The organism is Spirillospora sp. NPDC048824 (genome assembly GCF_043198455.1).
In the GTDB taxonomy this organism is placed as follows: domain Bacteria; phylum Actinomycetota; class Actinomycetes; order Streptosporangiales; family Streptosporangiaceae; genus Spirillospora.
Genome location: NZ_JBICUS010000021.1, coordinates 93,422 through 108,914, shown reverse-complemented (window position 1 = coordinate 108,914; position 15,493 = coordinate 93,422). Strand labels below are relative to the sequence as shown.

General features: G+C 67.7%; 15 protein-coding genes. All 15 read right to left on the bottom strand.

What is annotated here, in order from left to right:
- On the bottom strand, positions 1–687 hold a 687-nt coding region (locus ACGFIS_RS32165), incomplete at its 3' end, for a hypothetical protein (RefSeq protein ID WP_392973472.1).
- 489 nt (positions 688–1,176) lie between these two features.
- On the bottom strand, positions 1,177–3,318 hold the full coding sequence (locus tag ACGFIS_RS32160; RefSeq protein ID WP_392973470.1) for a hypothetical protein: 2,142 nt from the start codon (positions 3,316–3,318) through the stop codon (positions 1,177–1,179).
- An 88-nt stretch (positions 3,319–3,406) separates the two neighbouring features.
- The gene (locus ACGFIS_RS32155) at positions 3,407–4,072 is read right to left on the bottom strand and encodes a hypothetical protein (protein ID WP_392973468.1); all 666 of its coding nucleotides are present in this window, start codon (positions 4,070–4,072) and stop codon (positions 3,407–3,409) included.
- A 352-nt stretch (positions 4,073–4,424) separates the two neighbouring features.
- Entirely contained in the window at positions 4,425–4,847 is a 423-nt protein-coding gene (locus ACGFIS_RS32150; protein WP_392908615.1) for a hypothetical protein, read from the bottom strand.
- Positions 4,848–5,001: 154 nt separating this feature from the next.
- Positions 5,002–5,553: a hypothetical protein gene (locus ACGFIS_RS32145; RefSeq protein WP_392908614.1), complete on the bottom strand. Its 552-nt coding sequence runs from the start codon at positions 5,551–5,553 to the stop codon at positions 5,002–5,004.
- A gap of 16 nt (positions 5,554–5,569) precedes the next feature.
- Entirely contained in the window at positions 5,570–6,268 is a 699-nt protein-coding gene (locus ACGFIS_RS32140) for a hypothetical protein (protein WP_392973466.1), read from the bottom strand.
- A gap of 11 nt (positions 6,269–6,279) precedes the next feature.
- Positions 6,280–6,885 carry a hypothetical protein gene (locus ACGFIS_RS32135; RefSeq protein WP_392908611.1) on the bottom strand — a complete coding sequence of 202 codons (606 nt, stop codon included), beginning with the start codon at positions 6,883–6,885 and terminating at the stop codon, positions 6,280–6,282.
- Positions 6,882–7,454, bottom strand: coding sequence for a hypothetical protein (locus ACGFIS_RS32130; protein WP_392908609.1), 573 nt, complete (start codon positions 7,452–7,454; stop codon positions 6,882–6,884). Before ACGFIS_RS32130 ends, ACGFIS_RS32135 begins: the two co-directional genes overlap by 4 nt.
- Positions 7,451–8,701: an MCE family protein gene (locus ACGFIS_RS32125; RefSeq protein ID WP_392908607.1), complete on the bottom strand. Its 1,251-nt coding sequence runs from the start codon at positions 8,699–8,701 to the stop codon at positions 7,451–7,453. The genes ACGFIS_RS32130 and ACGFIS_RS32125 overlap by 4 nt, the downstream gene beginning before the upstream one ends.
- A 1-nt stretch (position 8,702) precedes the next feature.
- Positions 8,703–9,992 carry an MCE family protein gene (locus ACGFIS_RS32120; RefSeq protein ID WP_392973464.1) on the bottom strand — a complete coding sequence of 430 codons (1,290 nt, stop codon included), beginning with the start codon at positions 9,990–9,992 and terminating at the stop codon, positions 8,703–8,705.
- Positions 9,992–11,161 (bottom strand): MCE family protein, encoded by a 1,170-nt coding sequence (locus ACGFIS_RS32115; protein WP_392973463.1) that lies wholly within the window; start codon positions 11,159–11,161, stop codon positions 9,992–9,994. The genes ACGFIS_RS32120 and ACGFIS_RS32115 overlap by 1 nt, the downstream gene beginning before the upstream one ends.
- A 70-nt stretch (positions 11,162–11,231) precedes the next feature.
- Entirely contained in the window at positions 11,232–12,314 is a 1,083-nt protein-coding gene (locus ACGFIS_RS32110; RefSeq protein ID WP_392973461.1) for an MCE family protein, read from the bottom strand.
- The gene (locus tag ACGFIS_RS32105; RefSeq protein WP_392973460.1) at positions 12,311–13,378 is read right to left on the bottom strand and encodes an MCE family protein; all 1,068 of its coding nucleotides are present in this window, start codon (positions 13,376–13,378) and stop codon (positions 12,311–12,313) included. The genes ACGFIS_RS32110 and ACGFIS_RS32105 overlap by 4 nt, the downstream gene beginning before the upstream one ends.
- Positions 13,375–14,655 (bottom strand): MCE family protein, encoded by a 1,281-nt coding sequence (locus ACGFIS_RS32100; RefSeq protein ID WP_392973458.1) that lies wholly within the window; start codon positions 14,653–14,655, stop codon positions 13,375–13,377. Before ACGFIS_RS32100 ends, ACGFIS_RS32105 begins: the two co-directional genes overlap by 4 nt.
- Position 14,656: 1 nt before the next feature.
- Positions 14,657–15,493 carry an MlaE family ABC transporter permease gene (locus ACGFIS_RS32095; protein WP_392908595.1) on the bottom strand — a complete coding sequence of 279 codons (837 nt, stop codon included), beginning with the start codon at positions 15,491–15,493 and terminating at the stop codon, positions 14,657–14,659.

Sequence of the window (15,493 nt, the reverse complement as noted above, 5' to 3'; positions counted from 1 at the left end):
GCCGAATACGCAGCCCTTGGCGCCGGGCACCGCGAACGAGTTGCCGACGTGTTTGGCCTGCAGCACCTCGGGCGGCGGGTCCGACCGCACGATCGAGATGCTCTCGCCGGTGATGGGGGTGTTGGGGGCGGGCGGGCTGGTGGTCCCGGTGGTCAGGCTCACGTTGATCGGGTTGTCGTTGGTGCCGACCGTGCAGTGGCTCCCGAGGAACGGATTGATCAGCCGGACCTTCAGCCCGATGTTGATCACGAAGTCGCTGCTGACCGGCATCTCGAAGGAGCCGGCGTACTCGACCTTGGCGTACACCGCCGACAGCAGCGGGTCACCGAACAGGCCGGGCTGGACGAGCATCTTCGGGGAGTCGATCCCGCCGAAGACGGTCTTGCTCTCGAAGGTGTCGAGGTTGAAGGTGGTCGCGTACGTGATCCTGATCGGCTCCTCGATCGCCTGGTCGAAGTTGCCGACCTTGAAGGTGCCGCTGGTCACCACGCCCACGAAGCACCGCGAGTAGAGCGGGCTCGCTCCCTCCGGGAGAGTCGGGCAGTCGGAGAAGTCGAAGCTCTCCGGGATCGGGTCCGGGTTGGCCGCCGAAGCGGAGGACGCCATGCCGAAGGTGAGCAATGCAGCGGCGGCCACGGCGGGAAGCGCGAGCCGGGAACTGCGTCTCCGGAAACGAGTGAACTTCACCAGTCCATCCTTTCTTCTTGCCGGGAGAAACGGACACTGAGCGCCGGACGGCCACAGCGTGATCCCAGCCGACGCGGAACCGTAAAGCGGATCCTCGACGAGAAAGATCCTCGATTCCCAACCGGAGAGTAATACCGAAACAATGACGGTTCAATACGCCGCAACGCTCGAATGTGAAGATTTTTTCACTTTGTTAGCAATCATCAAGAATGGACATCCCAAGAGCAGTCGATATTGTCACCGAACGCATATCGTCGGGGGTGTGCACAACCCTTACCCAAGGCTCGTTCAGTCTTGCCCCTGGGCCATGTCGAGAATGGAGCAGGGGAGCTACCGGGCTCGCCGCAGGCCGGTGACAGCCCGCGGCGAGCCGGCCTGACCATACCGCCGCCCGGGGTGGTGCGGGCGACGGTGCGGTCGGTCTTGGAGCCGATCTGCGCGGAAGTCGGAAGGCACTGGGGCACGCGCCCACGCGACGCACCTGGCCGGTCAGGGCGAAGTGATCTGCTGCTCCGGACTGAAGGCGAAATTGCCCTCCTGCAAAGTGAAGGCATCTGCGAAATTCATGAAATTGAATCCAGGAATTTGACAGGTCGACTTCACCGTCGGCCTCAACGTCTGAGATTTCATGGAGAAGACGCCGTTGCTGTAAGTTCCAATGATCTCCCCCGGACGTTCGTACTTGGCCACGGGGTTGAAAATGCTGTCCAGCACCGCGTCGCCTATCCGCAGCGAGCATTTCTTGCCTTCTCCGACATCAACGGTCGCGTTAAGGACTACCCCGTTAATCTTCATCTGCGGATTGCCGCCGCCGACATCAGTGAACATGTTCAGCCACAACGAGCCGTCCTGGGTGGCTTCGCCCACTACTGGATAGACGGAGCGATCTGACGCCTCGACCTCGCAGCCATCGAGGGACATGTCGCCCTTGCCCAGCCTGAAACGCGACTGCCAGTGCCCACGGTCCATCTGGAGCCGCATGGTCGCCGAATCACACCTGAACTGGCCCTGGAACCGGCCACTGGTGTCGTTCTTGGTCAGGACGAACGGCTCTGCAACCGCGGTGACGTCCCCACCCGGATATACGGTAAATTTTTCAGGAAGTGGACCCGCACCGTTCACGCATTGATTGTTGGCCAGGATGTTGCACCATCTTCCTGATTCCAGATTCGCATAGTTGCCGCCCCCCGAAACGCTGGCCGTAAGAATCGGACTGAGGTCTTCAGTCACTCCACATCCGGAGAAGGGGGGAATCTCTACATCCTCGGCTATGAGCGGCTGCCCCTCATAGTATTGCGTTGTTCCAGTTCTTTCATTCCCCATGAATCCATTAGCCGAAAGCAGAGTCGGACCTGTCATGCATTCATCACCCAGATCGAGGGGAACTCCATTCACCTCGGCCTGGCCCGCTTTGATTCGAATGTATGCACTGGCCGCGATCTCCTGCCTTTTGACAGTCGGATCCGGTAGGTCCATATCCCATCGGAGCCGCTGGAGAATCCGCAGGTTACCAGTGATCGGGTCAGCCTCCCCGCCCCCCGGCGCACCGATCTGAACGGCGTTCGCCACGGCGCGTGTCGGCATGAAACCGAAACCCAGCATAGTGGCGGGAGTCGGGTAGGTGCGGTTGACGAAATATCCGCGATACTCCTGGTAGTTCGGCCCAAAGAACCCATTGCCAACATAACTTTCGGTCAGCGCCCGCGCATTGTTTTCAACGGCAATGGGAGCAGCGTTCCCGACCTTCTTGATATTGAAGAATCCCGTGGCTTTGATGCAGTACATAAGCCCGGCCCCGTAGCGGGGGAATATGCTGCTCGGAGTTGGCGGGGACTCATATATCTCCGCCAGTTCCAGTTCGGGATCGTAGTTGATGGCATATCGCGGGTCTTCACCCCGACCGGGGATTACCTTGCACAATCCCTCCTGAGCAGCGGCGGCCTGACGGGTCGGCGCGCTCGACGCGCCGGGAGCCGAGGCCCCTCTCGCACGTCCCACCCGTACGGTTCCGAGCACCGCTTCCTTCTCCGTCACGCAATGCAGCGCAAGCTCCGCCGTGTCCTTCCCCGTGGTCGTGTCACCCGGCACCAGTGACAGGGCCATTTCCCTGGCAGACCATGAGAGCCCACCCGGCGATCCGGGGACCACCGGCGGCGCCACCCCGCTGCCGGTCAGGTGCACGGCTCCGTCACCGCGTGCCGGTGCGGCCGCCAGAGCGAAGGCCGGCCACCCGCCGCGACGATCGCCGCCGGGCTCGTGGACGGCGACTTGGATCTCCGCGACCCCTCCGATCGCGGTGGACGCCGCGGGCGATGGGGCGAGTCCCGTCACCGGTGGTGTCGAGGCTCCATTCGGGGAAGTCGCCGAAACTTCCTTTAGCAGCTCTGGAGGGAGACCGACGTCGACCTTGATCGTGCCCAGCTGGATCGGCTGGCCAACGGCCCCGGACGACGGAACGGTCGTTTCGATCCGCAACGTCACTTTGTGCGTTCCGGCCTTACCGGAGCAAACGAGCCCCATATCCGCACCGAGGTCCGCCATCGCCGCCGGAACGGCCACCAAGGCACCGCCGCTCACGGTCAGGGCCGCGATCGCCGCGATGCGCGCGACGCCTCTGAACACCTGGTGCATGTCACATCCTTGATCTACGGGGGAACCGCACCCGGGCGGCGAGCGCCCGGGTGCGGCTTCGGCAAGGGCCGTGCCCTCACCTCATGAGTTACATCGTCTGCCCCGGGTTCAGGGCGAGCTTGCCATTGAGCGTGACCGTGTCGCCCGGGTTGATCAGGCTGGTGGGGCAGCCGGCCGGGGGAGCCGGGGTGGCGGTCTGCACCGATAGGTCGTTGGCGCCTCCCACCGGCAGCTCGAGCATGCTGCTGCCTCCAGCGGTCGTGGGGTTGGTGTGCACGCCCGCGATCTTTCCGCCCGTACCGCCCGGGCCCGTGATCACTGCCGTGCACGGGACGCTGGGAGCGTCGAGCTGGAACTTGACGCCGGTCAGCTCGCCGATCGTCGTCGTTGCCGTGCCCAGGTCCGTGACGTCCAGGAACCACGGCAGGCCCTGAGGCGTCACTGTGGTCGGGATACTGCCGTTGGCCACGCATCCGGAGAAGCTGATGCTGGTCACCGTGGCGATGTTGTCGCCGGGCACATTGGTGCCGCCCTTCACGCTGCCCTCGGCCGTCACCGATGAGCAGACCAGGACCGCCCCGGTCTGATTGTCGAGACCCGCGATCGGACCGACGTTGGTCGCGATGACATTGCCGCCGGGGCTGACGCTGGGGACGACGGGGTAGGCGACCGCGGAGGCAGGGACCGTGGCGAGGGCGGCGACCGCAGCCGCGGCCGCAGCCGTGGTCACGGCCTTTCGGGTGATTTTTCGCATGTCAGTTGTTTTCCCTTCAGGGGGGTGTCTTCTTCTACTCGTAGGGACACTGACCGCGTTCTACAGAACGGACTCCTCCGGGTTGACGGGAGCAGAACCCCGGAAGCCGAACTTCTTCAGCTCCATCGCAAGACCACCCAGCCCTGCCGTACTCATATCGGAATATACCTGCCAGTAGTGCACCTCTCAAGAGCCAATCCAGACATTTCCTCGGCCCCACAGAAGTCGTCACTGCCGATTGTCAATCGATTAGCATTCAAGCACTATTCATTTGTCATCGACTTACAGTCATCTCGGCCGACTCGGTAGTTGTGCGTTACCAGGCCATTCGACGGCCTTCCAGGAGCCCGGCCTAGGAGATCTCATACTGAGCCACGAACCGGAAATCGTCGCCCGGGGCGATCATCGGGGGGCAGGAGCTGTTCGACACCTCAAGGTCGTCGTCATCCAGGTTTAGAATGCTCGGAGAGCCGCTCGTATAGGTACCGGAGACATCTCCGGGCGAGATGATCGTTGCGGTGCACGGCACGGAGGGCATGTTCAGCGTGAGGCTGACACCCGCTAGTTCGCCCAGGGGGCTGCCCGCGGTGAAGACCCATGGCAGGTTCGTGGCAACCACCTGCGCGGGGATAGACCCGTTGGCCACACACCAGTCGTTGACCTCGCCGGGCGAGGAGAAGGACACGAAGGGTGGACTAGGGGGGCTCGGCGCGGAGCCGGCGAGTGTCGACGACTGGCAGGTCAGTACGAACCCGGTCGAGATGTCGTAGGTCACAACGGTCTGGGTGTTTTGCCCTACGATGAAAGTGGCGAATGCCGGACGGCGCTGAGTGTGACGGTGGCGGCAGTAGCCGCGATGGCGGTCAAGGCCCTTTGCGCGAACCTTCGCATATCGATCTTCCTCCGTTTCCGTATCCGGCCCTGTGCGGTCAGGCACCGAGGGTGTCGATGGCGGTGATCTTCCATTTGCCGTCGGTGTGGATGGCGTCCACTGCGAAGACTGCGGCGGAGTAACTCGTCTCGTTCTTGTCGGTGCGGGTGTTGCGCTGGTCGGCGAAGACGAGCAGGCGAGCGCGGTCACCGGTCAGTGATTTCACCGCCGAGTTGGTGACCGTTGTGGTTAGCACCTGCTTCTGCTCGGGCGCCTGCTTGCGGACCAACGCGAAAAGCTGGTTGTACTGCTGGACGGCCTTTCCGGTGAGCAGTTCCTGTGCCGCCTTCTCCGTTTTGGCGACGTCCGCGTAGTTGTAGGAGAACACCGTGTTAACGGCCGTGGTGATTTGCCCTCTGACTTCGCTGGTGCGGGCGTTGTCGCTCAGGGCGGCGTTCTCCGCGGAGGCGGCGCCGGTGAGGCTGCTTTCCTGGTCGGCCGCCCAAGCGGCCGTACCGACCAGCGCCATTGTCAGCGCACCGAGGAAGACGACCAGGCGGATGCGCGCGGTGCTGGGAAATACCCGGCCGATGGTGCTGATCGCTGCCATTCGCTTCTCCTCCCCGTCAGGGCGTTCCGGTCGGGGCCTGGCCGAGCGCCGAAAGTTTCCAGCCCGACGAGGTCTTGGTGAGCTGGCCAGCGAAACGCCGGATGTTGTCGGAGGGTTTGCCTTCGGCGCCGGTGATGGTGATGCGGACGGCGGCGATGACCGCCGCCTTTCCGGCCCGGGTGTCGAGTTCGGTGAGCCCGGACTCCAGGATCTTCGCGGAGCTCGTCGTCTCGGCCTTCTTCACCTCGGCCTCCAGGCGCGAGCGGCCCTTGACGATCTCGTCGTAGAGCTTGGCCGTCGTCGAGTCCTGCCAGACCTTCAGACCGGCGTCCACGTTGCGGTGGTCGAGGGTGTTGAGGTTGACGATCGCCTGGTCGGCGGCGGCGAGAACCCTGTCGCGTTCGGCGGCGTAGGCCAGGTCGTCGTTGCCCGCCGCCGCGTTGTACGACCAGCCGAACCACGCGGCCGCGGCCGCCGCGATCAGCGTCACCAGCGAGGCCACCCGGATCAGGGGGTCCCTGGAAAGACGGCGCGGCGCGGGCTCGTCCTTCTTCTCGGACGCGCCGGGCTCGTTCGCGTCCTCGGATGCCTCAACCTCGTCCGTCTCCTCGGGCTCCGGGGGCGGCGCGGCGTCGTCGGCAGGCTTGGGGACTTCAGCCTCGGCCTCTTCCGCCTTCGGATCGGCGGTCTTGATCTTGGACACCGTGATATCCACCCCTTGTTCCTTCAGGCGGCCCGGAGGTCGCTGATGCGCCAGCCGTTGTCGTTGCGTGCCGTGACGATGAGCTGGGCCGCGATCGGCGGGCCGGTCCGCTTGCCGTCACGGGTGGTCGTCTGGTCGAGCATGACCAGCAGGACCGCCGTTCCGTCGGTGAGCTTGATCAGCCCGGCCTTGGCGACCTTCGTGGTGAGGGAGAGCTTCATGAGCGGCGCGTTCTTCTTCACCAGGCCGAACAGCTTGTGGTACTCGCCGGTGGCGTCGCCGGTGAGCACCTCCTTCGCGGCCCGTTCGGTGGCCGCCGGATCGGTGTAGACGTAAGTGAAGATCCGCGCGATCTTCGCGGAGACGTCCGCGACGACCTTCTCGGTGGCGGCCTTGTCGAGGAGCGCCCGGTTGGCGGCCGGTGAACCATCGCTCCGCTTGTCGGCCCAGCTGTCGACGGCGAAGGCGGACAGGCAGATCGCCAGGGCGAGGGCCACCGGCCACCCCAGCCCGGCGGCCCGCTTGAACGTCGGGGCGAGCGGGCGCAGGGCCGGTCTTGTGCGCGGGATTCGAACGCGTCGCGCCGGGCGTTCCTGCCGGGTCCGCGGTTCCTGTTCGGTGATGCTCACGACCCGCTCCCCTCGGCCGGCTTTCCCCCGGGCGGCAGCGGTTTCAGTTCGCTGACCTTCCAACCGCCGGCGACCCGCTGCATCTTGACCTCATAGCGTTTGCGCTGCTCGGTGCGCCGGCCGTCCTCCCCCGTGGCGTCGGTGAAGATCCGGACGGACGCGATGATGGTCGCCTTGCCTGCGGAGCGGTCGAAGTCGGTGACGGCGAGTGCGGTGATCTTGCCGTGAGAGGCGGCCTTCTGCTTGGCGAATTTCGCGCGTGCGGTGGGCATGTCGTGCTTGAGTGCGTCGTGGAACGGCCCGGTGGCGACGCGCAGCCAATGTGCGAGGTCGAGGTCGGCGCGCTTGGGATCGATGCTGTTGAGCAGCGTGATGTGCTGGACGGCCGTGAGGGTCAACTCGTCCCGCGCGGCGGCGTACTCGTTGTCGGCGCCCCGCCCGGCCTGGAAGAGCGACCAGAGGGACACGCAGAGGAAAACGGTTGCCGCGGCGATCAGCACGTAGCCGACCGGGCGGATCAGCGTGATCGCCCGGGTGGCCGCCTTGCGCGCCGCCGCGGCGCCGATCATCGTGGGCCTCCCAGTCCGAGCAGGCCGCGCAGGTCGGTCGACTGGGCCGGGTCCGCCGGGGCGGACAGCCCGAAGGTGCTGAAGATGTCGGTGACCTCGGTCCTGGTCAGGGATCCCGGCTTGGCCGGCGCCGGAACTCCCTTGCGCGGCGCGTTCGCGGAGCCGCGCACGTTGATGCCGGTGCTCGGGGCCTCGGTGCAGCGGGCGCCGGTGTTGAACGCGGGCGCGGTGGACAGGTCGAGGCCGTTGCGGTAGCGGGTCTTGCCGTAGCCGCGTGTGCAGGGCTGCGGGTTGAAGAACGTGTTCACGAAGCCGACCCGCAGCTTGTCGCCGGACACGATGGTGGACACCATTCCGGCGACTTGCGGCAGCCGGACCAGCAGTTCCTCGATGGCCGCCTGGCGCGGCTCGCCAATGCGCGCCATGGTGAGGAAGTTGGCCAGCAGCCGGCTCAGGTGCGGGTCGAGGTCGCGGAGCAGGCGGGACACCTCGGCCGCCGCGCCCGGACCGGATGCGATGATGTCGCGCAGGTCGGCGTCGGAGTCGCGGAGCTGCCGGGCCAGGAGGCGCGTGTTCAGCGAGAACGACTTGAACGCACCAGACAACTCGTTCTGCGTGCGCAGCACGTCCCCGCCGTTGTGGATGAGTGCGCGGGTCTCGGGGAAGGCGGAGTCGGACGCCGACACGAACTGGGCGCTGGTGTCGAGGAGCTGCTGGAGGTGCGGCCCCTGCCCGGCGAACGCCAGGCCCAGCTCGTCGATCAGGACCCTGACGTCGTTCAGCGGAAGCGACCCGGCGAGGTCGTTGAGGCTCTTGAGCGTCTCGTTCACCGGGGCCGGTGTGGTGGTGGCGCTCCGCGGGATCGTGGCGCCCTGGGCCAGGTAGGGGCCGGATTCACTCCGCGGCCGTAGGTCGACGTACTGCTCGCCCACGGCGGAGCGGTTGGCGACTACCGCTTGCAGGCTCGACGGAACTTCCGGCGCGGAGTTCTCAATGTGGAGTTCGGCGATGACGCCGTCGTCGCTCAGGTCGAGCTTGCCGACCTCGCCGATGGTGACGCCGCGGTAGGAGACCGCCGACCCCTCGAAGAGGCCGCCGGTGGTCGGCAGGTCGAGCTTGACGGTGTAGTAGCCGCGCATCCCGACGTAGCGTCCGAGGTCGGCGTAGTTGACACTGACGTAGCCGACCACGGCCAACGCGATCATGATGAATGCGACGATCTTGATACGGGTGCCCAGTGTCAGCATGTCACTCGCCCTCCCCGAGCGTCGGCAGCGGAAGAGGAGGCGCATCGCCGGGGGTACCGGAGCCTCCCGGCGGCGGCGCCTGCGGTACGACCTGCCGCGGCGCCTCCGGCGTCGGCGCGGCCGGCGCGTTCAGTTCCTGGCCGCCGCCCGTGCTGGGGCATGGTGGCGGCTGCAGCCCTGGGAGCTCCTCCGCGGCCAGTGCGCGGGCCGCCGCCTCCTGCCCGCCGCCCTCCTGCCTGGTGCGCTTCTGCTCGTCGTCCTCCTCATCGATGCCGTCGAACGGCCCCTCCTCTGCCACCGGCGGGACGACGCAGTTGAACCCCTCGGCGGCGACGATGGTCATGTAGCCGTTCAGGTAGTCGCCCTTGACGGCCTTGAGCGCCTCGTCGGTGAACGGGAAGGTGAGCAGCACCTCCATCGACTTCGGCAGATCGCGGCCGGCGTCGGCGAGCTTGCGGAGGATCACGGCGAGGGAGCGCAGGTTCGCGGCCGTGTCGTCCTTGCTGGCGTTGATCGTCTTGACGGCGACGTCCGACAGCTTCTCCAGCTCGCGCAGCATCTCCACGAGCTGCCCGCGCTGATCCTCCAGGACCTTCAGGCCGGGCGACAGGTCGTCCAGGACCGTCTCGACCTGCCCGTTGCGGGAACGCACCGTGGACGACAGGCGGTTGAGCCCGTCCAGCGCGTCGGTGATCGACCTGCGGTTGCGGTTGAGGGTGGTGGTCAGCTCGTTGAGGTTGCGCAGCGTGGACCGGATCGAGTCCTCCCGGCCGCCGAGCGCCTTGTTGAGCTCCTGGTTGATCGTCCGGATCTGCGGGAGCCCGCCGCCCGACAGCAGCAGCGACAGCGCGCCGAAGACCTCTTCGACGTCGGCGTTGCGGGACGTGCGGGCCACCGGGATCGTGGCGCCGTCGGTCAGCGGCTGCGCTGAAGGCGCGGACGGGGCGGCGAGCTCGATGTACTTCTCCCCCAGCAGGCTCGACTGCTCCAGGTTCGCGGTGGCGTTCGCCGGGAGCCGCACGTCGCCGTTCACGATCAGCGTGACAACGGCGTCCCACGACCCCTTCGGCAGCGACACGTCCTTGACCCGCCCGACCGGGACGTCGTTGACCCTGACGGCCGCCTGCGGGACGAGGTTCAGCACGTCCTCGAACTGCACCTTCACCGTGTACGGGTGGTCGCCGAGGTCCGCGCCGCCCGGCAGCGGAATGTCCTCGATCTGCATCGAGCAACCCGCCGCCAGGACGGTCGCGGCCGTGCAGACCGCCATCACCTTCGCGGGCACGCGCATCAGCGGCCTCCCTCGTCGCCGGTGCCGGCGTAAGTCCGGCCCGCGGGCGGCAGCGGCAGCGGCGGCAGGCCGCCCGTCTGCGACGGCGGGACGGCGGTCAGCCCGGACGTGCGCAGCCGTTCGCACTGCTCACGGATCGTCTGGGTCGCCGACGCCGCCGCGGCGCACACCGGGCTGGCGTTGGCCGCCGGTGGGTCGACGCCCGGCTGGTCGAGGCTGCCGAACGCCATGGTGATCTCCAGCACGTTGCCGCGGGCCATCAGCGAGCGGGTCTTCGGGTCGTAGGCGTTCAGCGCGTTCTGCGCCACCAGGGGCGCCGTGTCGAGGATCTCGGCGAGGGACGCGCGCTGGTCGACGAGCACCTGCGTGATCTCGGCGAGCTTGTCGACGTTGCCCTTGAGCGCTTCGCGGTTGTCGGCGATGAACTGCTTCACCTCGCCGAGCGCCCGCGCCAGGCCCGCCAAGGCCGCGCCGAGTTCCTGCCGGTCGGCGGCGAGGAAGCCGCTGACCTCGGCGAACTGGTTCTCGACCAGCCGGATCTGCTGCTCGTTGTCGCGGAGCATCACGCTGAACTTGTTGAGGTTGGCGACCGTGGCGTACAGGTCGCCGCTGGAGTCGGCGAGCGTCTGGGACGCCTTGCCGAGGTCGGCGATCGTGGTGTTGAGCAGCTTGCCGTTGCCGCCGAGGTTGGCGGCGCCGACGCTGATGACGTCCGACAGCGCGCCCTGGGCGTTCAGCCCCTGCGGCCCCAGATCGTTCGCGAACGTGCGGACGGCGGTGTAAAGCTGGTCGAGTTCGAGCGGCGTCGCGGTGCGGCTCACGTCGATCGAGGCGCCGGCCGCCATCTTCGGCCCGCCGCTGTAGGCGGGGTCGAGCTGCACGTACCGGTCGGACACCAGGTTCGGGGCGATCACGACGGCGCGGACGGCGGCGGGGACGTCCACGTCCTCGTCCACGGTCATGTCGACCTTGACCCGGGTCCCCTGCGGCTCGATGGCGTCGATCGAGCCGACCTTCACGCCCAGGACGCGCACGTCGGAGCCGGGATAGACGCCGATGGCGGTGGCGAAGTAGGCGGTGATCCGGCGTCCGGGGCCGTCGGTCAGCATCGGTATCAGCGCGATTCCGACGAGGACGACGAAGATCACGATGGTCGCTTCGAACACCATCACCTGCCGGTCCCGCGTGGCCGATGGCAGCCGGGGCAGTCTCACGGTGCGTGTCGGGGACGACGCCATGTCACCGGCCTCCCGTCAGGTGCGGCGGCTCGCAGCCCTTCACGGGCGGCGTCCATCTGCCGTTCTCCAGGTAGTTCTTCGGGACGGTGCCGCACAGGTAGCCGTCGATCCAGCGGCCGTTGCCCGTCGTGTTGCCGACGAGGCGCAGGTAGGGGGCAGCGGTCTCCAGGGTGCGGTCCAGGTTCTTCTGGTTGCGTTCGAGGAGGTCGGTGACCTTGCCCAGCGAGGCGAGCGTCGGACCGAGCGTCCGCCGGTTGTCGTCGACGAGGCCGACGAGCTCGTTGGCGAGGTCCCGGGTGCCGACGAGCATCGCGTGGATCGCCTGGCGTCGTCTGCGGAGTTCGGCGAGCAGCAGGTTGCCGTCCTCGAACAGCGTCTCGAACTGGTCATTCTGCGCGGCGATCGTGCCGGACAGCTTCTTGGTCCCGGCGAGGAGCTGCGCCAGCTCGGCGTCCCGGGACGCGATCGTCTTCGACAGCGACGACAGGCCGGTGAGCGCCACGCGGACACTGGCGGGGGTGTCCTCGAACGTCGTGGCGATCGTCTCCAGGCTCGCCGCCATCGAGGCCGTGTCGAGCTGCTCGAACGTCCGCCCGAGGTCCTGGAACGCGGTCGTCACGTCGTAGGGGGCGATGGTGCGCTCCAGCGGGATCGGCCGGTCCGGATCCTGCTCACGCGCGCCGAGCGGGTCGAGCTGGAGGTACTTCGACCCCAGCAGCGTCTTGATCATGATCATGGCCCGGGTGGAGTCGCCCACCCACGTGTCCTTCACCCGGAAGGTGACCTTGACCTTGTCGCCCTCCAGCTCGACGCCGGTGACCTTGCCGACCTTCACGCCCGCGACACGGACCTCCTGGTCCGGCTTCAGCCCGGCGGCCTCGGAGAAGTACGCGTCGTAGGTCGTCCCGCCGCCGATGAGCGGCAGGTCGTCGGCGCGGAAGGCCAGCAGGCCGAGCACCAGCAGCAGCACGAGGCCGATGATCGACACGGGGATCGGGTTGCGCTCGCGCAGCGGCTTCAGCCGCGGCCTGCCCTTCTTGGGCCGCGGCAACGCGCGGGGCAGCGGCGGGGTCGGGGGTGTCATCCGCGGCACCTCTCCTGCGCGTCTTCCGAGATCGGGATGCCGGTCGGCGGCGGCTTGCCCGAAAGATCCGAACCGGCATAGTGGACGCCGATCAACGTGACCTCGCACTGGTAGAAGTTCATCCACGACCCGTAGGAGGCCAGCCGGCCGAACGTCCGCAGCTTCGTGGGCGTCCGCTCCAGGAAGCGCTCCAGCAGCGGCGCGTCCCGATTGAGGTTGTCGCTGAGGCGGCCGAGCTGGACGATGTCGTCCTTCAGCGGGTCCCGCGTGACCTGCAGCAGCCCGGCGGTCGCCGACGTCAGGTCGGCGATCGACGCGATCGCCTCACCGATCGGCTTGCGGTCGGCGGCCAGCCCCGAGGTGAACTTGCGGAGCGTGGTGACCAGGTCGACGAGCTGCCTGTCCCTGGAGTTGACCGTCTGGACGACGCTGTTCAGGTTGGTGATGACCTGGCCGATCACCTCGTCCTTGGCGGCGAGCGTGCTGGTCAGCTGCCCGACCGTGCGCAGCAGGCTCTCGATCGTTCCGGCCTCGCCCTGGAGCACCTTCACGATGGACTCGGAGAGCTTGTTGGCGTCCCCGGGCGACAGCGCCTGCATCAGCGGCTGGAAACCCCGGAAGAGCTGGGTGAGGTTGAGCGTGCCGGACGTGTTCTCGACCGGGATCGTCCCGCCGGGCCTCAGCGTCGCGCCGGGTGCACCGGTGCCCTGGTCGAGGGCGATGTAGCGTCCGCCGACGAGGTTGAGGTACTTCACCGCGGCGGTCGCCGACGCCGGGATGTCCCGGTCGCGGTCCACCTCGAACGTGACCAGCGCGAGCCGCCGGTCGGTCACCTCGATCTCCTCGACCTGGCCGACCTCGACGCCCGCGATCCGGACGCCGTGGCCCGGATGCAGCCCGGCCACGTCGGTGAACTTGGCGTGGTAGGTGACGCGGTCGCCGCTGGTGGCGCCGGTGATGCTGGACGCCAGCAGCCCGGTCGCCAGCACCGTCACCACGATGAAGATCAGCGAGCTGGTGAAGGGGAACGCCATCCCCTTCAGGCCCTGGCCGGTGAGCCTCACTTGACCGTCACCTCCGTGCCCCGGTAGATCGGCCCGACGAGCACGCTGGACCAGTCCGGCAGTTCCTCGGGCACCTCGTCGACCGAGGGGCCGGCCAGCTCGTTGACCAGATCGTTCTCGGACGCGGAGTTGGCGGGTCCGAGGCCGCCGCCGACGGCGCCGCCCTCCCCGGGGACACCGCCGGCCGGGAGCACCTTCGTCTCCCCGCCGCCGCTCGGCAGGTACGGGACGCTCGGGCACCGCGGGCCGCCGCCCGCGCCGTACCGCGGCGTGTCCTGGCCTGGCTTGTAGTCGCCCTTGTGCGGGACGGGCACGATGATGCCGTGGACGCCGTGCTCGTCGGTGCCCTTGCCGAGGACCCGGTTCATCTTCGGGACGAAGTCGGCGAGCGTGCGGAACGTGCAGGGCGCGGCGGGGGCGTAGCGGCGCAGCAGGTCCAGGCTCGGCCGGCTCGCCGTCGCCAGCTCGATGATGTTGCCCGAGTTGGCGTCCAGGAAGTCTTCGAGGTCGGCGGACGAGCCCGACACCGCGTCGTACAGGGCGGAGATCGCGGTGCGCTGCTCGACGACCGTGCGGCTCGTCACCGTCAGGTCCGTGAGGGCCTGCAGCAGGTTCGGCGCCGCGTCGGACGCGTGCTGCGAGAACTCCGCCAGCTCGGCGAGGTTCTGGGCGAGCTCCGGCACCTCCGGGTTGAACTTGCGGAGGAACGCGTCGAGCTGCTCGAAGTTGTCGCCGATCTGATCGCCGCGGCCCTCCAGCGCCCTCGACATCGCGTTCAGCGTCGCCGACAGCTTGGCCGGCTGGATGGTGTTGAGCAGATCCATGGTGTTGTTGAGCAGCTGCGACAGCTCCACCGCGTTCTCGCTGCGGTCCTCGGAGATCACGTCGCCCTCGGCGATCGGGGGCGCCGACGTCCCGGGCGGTGCGGCGAGCGACACGAACCGCGCGCCGAACACCGTCGTCGGCAGCAGCATCGCGCTGACGTTCGACGGGACGCGGTCGGTCATCCCCGGCTTCAGCGCCAGCTCCAGCTCGGCGCCGGACCCGTTGGCCCGGATCGAGCGGACCTCGCCGACGACGACGCCGCGGACCTTCACGTCCGCGAGCGGGTGCATCTCGTGCCCGGCCGTCCCGGTGCGCAGCGTCACCATCGTCGACTCGGTGAACCGCTTGTTGTAGATCGCGATCGACAGCCAGATCAGCAGCGCCGGGACCAGCAGGAACGCCACCCCGGCCAGCCGCTGCCCGACCACGTCCATGGTGCCGCGTCTCGCCATGTCAGCCCGTCACCTTCACGGTCGTCGTCGCGCCCCAGATGGCGAGGCTGATGAAGAAGTCCGTCACGGAGATCAGCACGATCGCGGTGCGGACCGCGCGGCCGACGGCGATGCCCACGCCGGCGGGGCCGCCGACCGCGCGGTAGCCGTAGTAGCAGTGCGCCAGCACCACCATGACGCTGAAGATCAGCACCTTGACGAACGACAGCACCACGTCCTCGGGGGCGAGGAAGATGTTGAAGTAATGGTCATAGGTCCCGGCGGACTGCCCGTTGAACCAGAGCGTCACCTGTCTGGACGCCAGGAACGAGCTGAGCAGCCCGATCCCGTACAGCGGCACGATCGCGACGGTGCCCGCGATGATGCGGGTCGTCACCAGGTACGGCAGGGACGGGACGCCCATGCCCTCCAGCGCGTCGATCTCCTCGTTGATCCGCATCGCGCCGAGCTGCGCGGTGAAACCGGCGCCGACCGTCGCCGAAAGCGCCAGGCCCGACACCAGCGGCGCGATCTCGCGGGTGTTGAAGTACGCCGACACGAACCCGGTGAACGCCGACGACCCGATCTGGTCGAGCGCCGCGTACCCCTGGAGGCCGACGACGACGCCGGTGAACACCGTCATGCCGATCATCACGCCGACGGTGCCGCCGATCACCGCCAGCGCGCCGCTGCCGAACGCGACCTCGCCGAGCAGCCGCAGCGACTCGCGCATGTAGCGGCGCAGGGCGCGCGGCGTCCACAGCAGCGCCTTGACGTAGAAGGTGAGCTGGTCGCCGGGCCGGTCCAGCCACGACACCAGTTTCACCGGCCGGAGCCGGCGGGCACCCGGGATCGCCAT

Excerpts from the sequence above, each read along its gene's own strand:
- ACGFIS_RS32160 (WP_392973470.1), bottom strand. The coding sequence starts at position 3,318 with ATGCACCAGGTGTTCAGAGGCGTCGCGCGCATCGCGGCGATCGCGGCC.
- ACGFIS_RS32155 (WP_392973468.1), bottom strand. The coding sequence starts at position 4,072 with ATGCGAAAAATCACCCGAAAGGCCGTGACCACGGCTGCGGCCGCGGCT.
- ACGFIS_RS32145 (WP_392908614.1), bottom strand. The coding sequence starts at position 5,553 with ATGGCAGCGATCAGCACCATCGGCCGGGTATTTCCCAGCACCGCGCGC.
- ACGFIS_RS32130 (WP_392908609.1), bottom strand. The coding sequence starts at position 7,454 with ATGATCGGCGCCGCGGCGGCGCGCAAGGCGGCCACCCGGGCGATCACG.
- ACGFIS_RS32125 (WP_392908607.1), bottom strand. The coding sequence starts at position 8,701 with ATGCTGACACTGGGCACCCGTATCAAGATCGTCGCATTCATCATGATC.
- ACGFIS_RS32120 (WP_392973464.1), bottom strand. The coding sequence starts at position 9,992 with ATGCGCGTGCCCGCGAAGGTGATGGCGGTCTGCACGGCCGCGACCGTC.
- ACGFIS_RS32115 (WP_392973463.1), bottom strand. The coding sequence starts at position 11,161 with ATGGTGTTCGAAGCGACCATCGTGATCTTCGTCGTCCTCGTCGGAATC.
- ACGFIS_RS32110 (WP_392973461.1), bottom strand. The coding sequence starts at position 12,314 with ATGACACCCCCGACCCCGCCGCTGCCCCGCGCGTTGCCGCGGCCCAAG.
- ACGFIS_RS32100 (WP_392973458.1), bottom strand. The coding sequence starts at position 14,655 with ATGGCGAGACGCGGCACCATGGACGTGGTCGGGCAGCGGCTGGCCGGG.
- ACGFIS_RS32095 (WP_392908595.1), bottom strand. The coding sequence starts at position 15,493 with ATGGCGATCCCGGGTGCCCGCCGGCTCCGGCCGGTGAAACTGGTGTCG.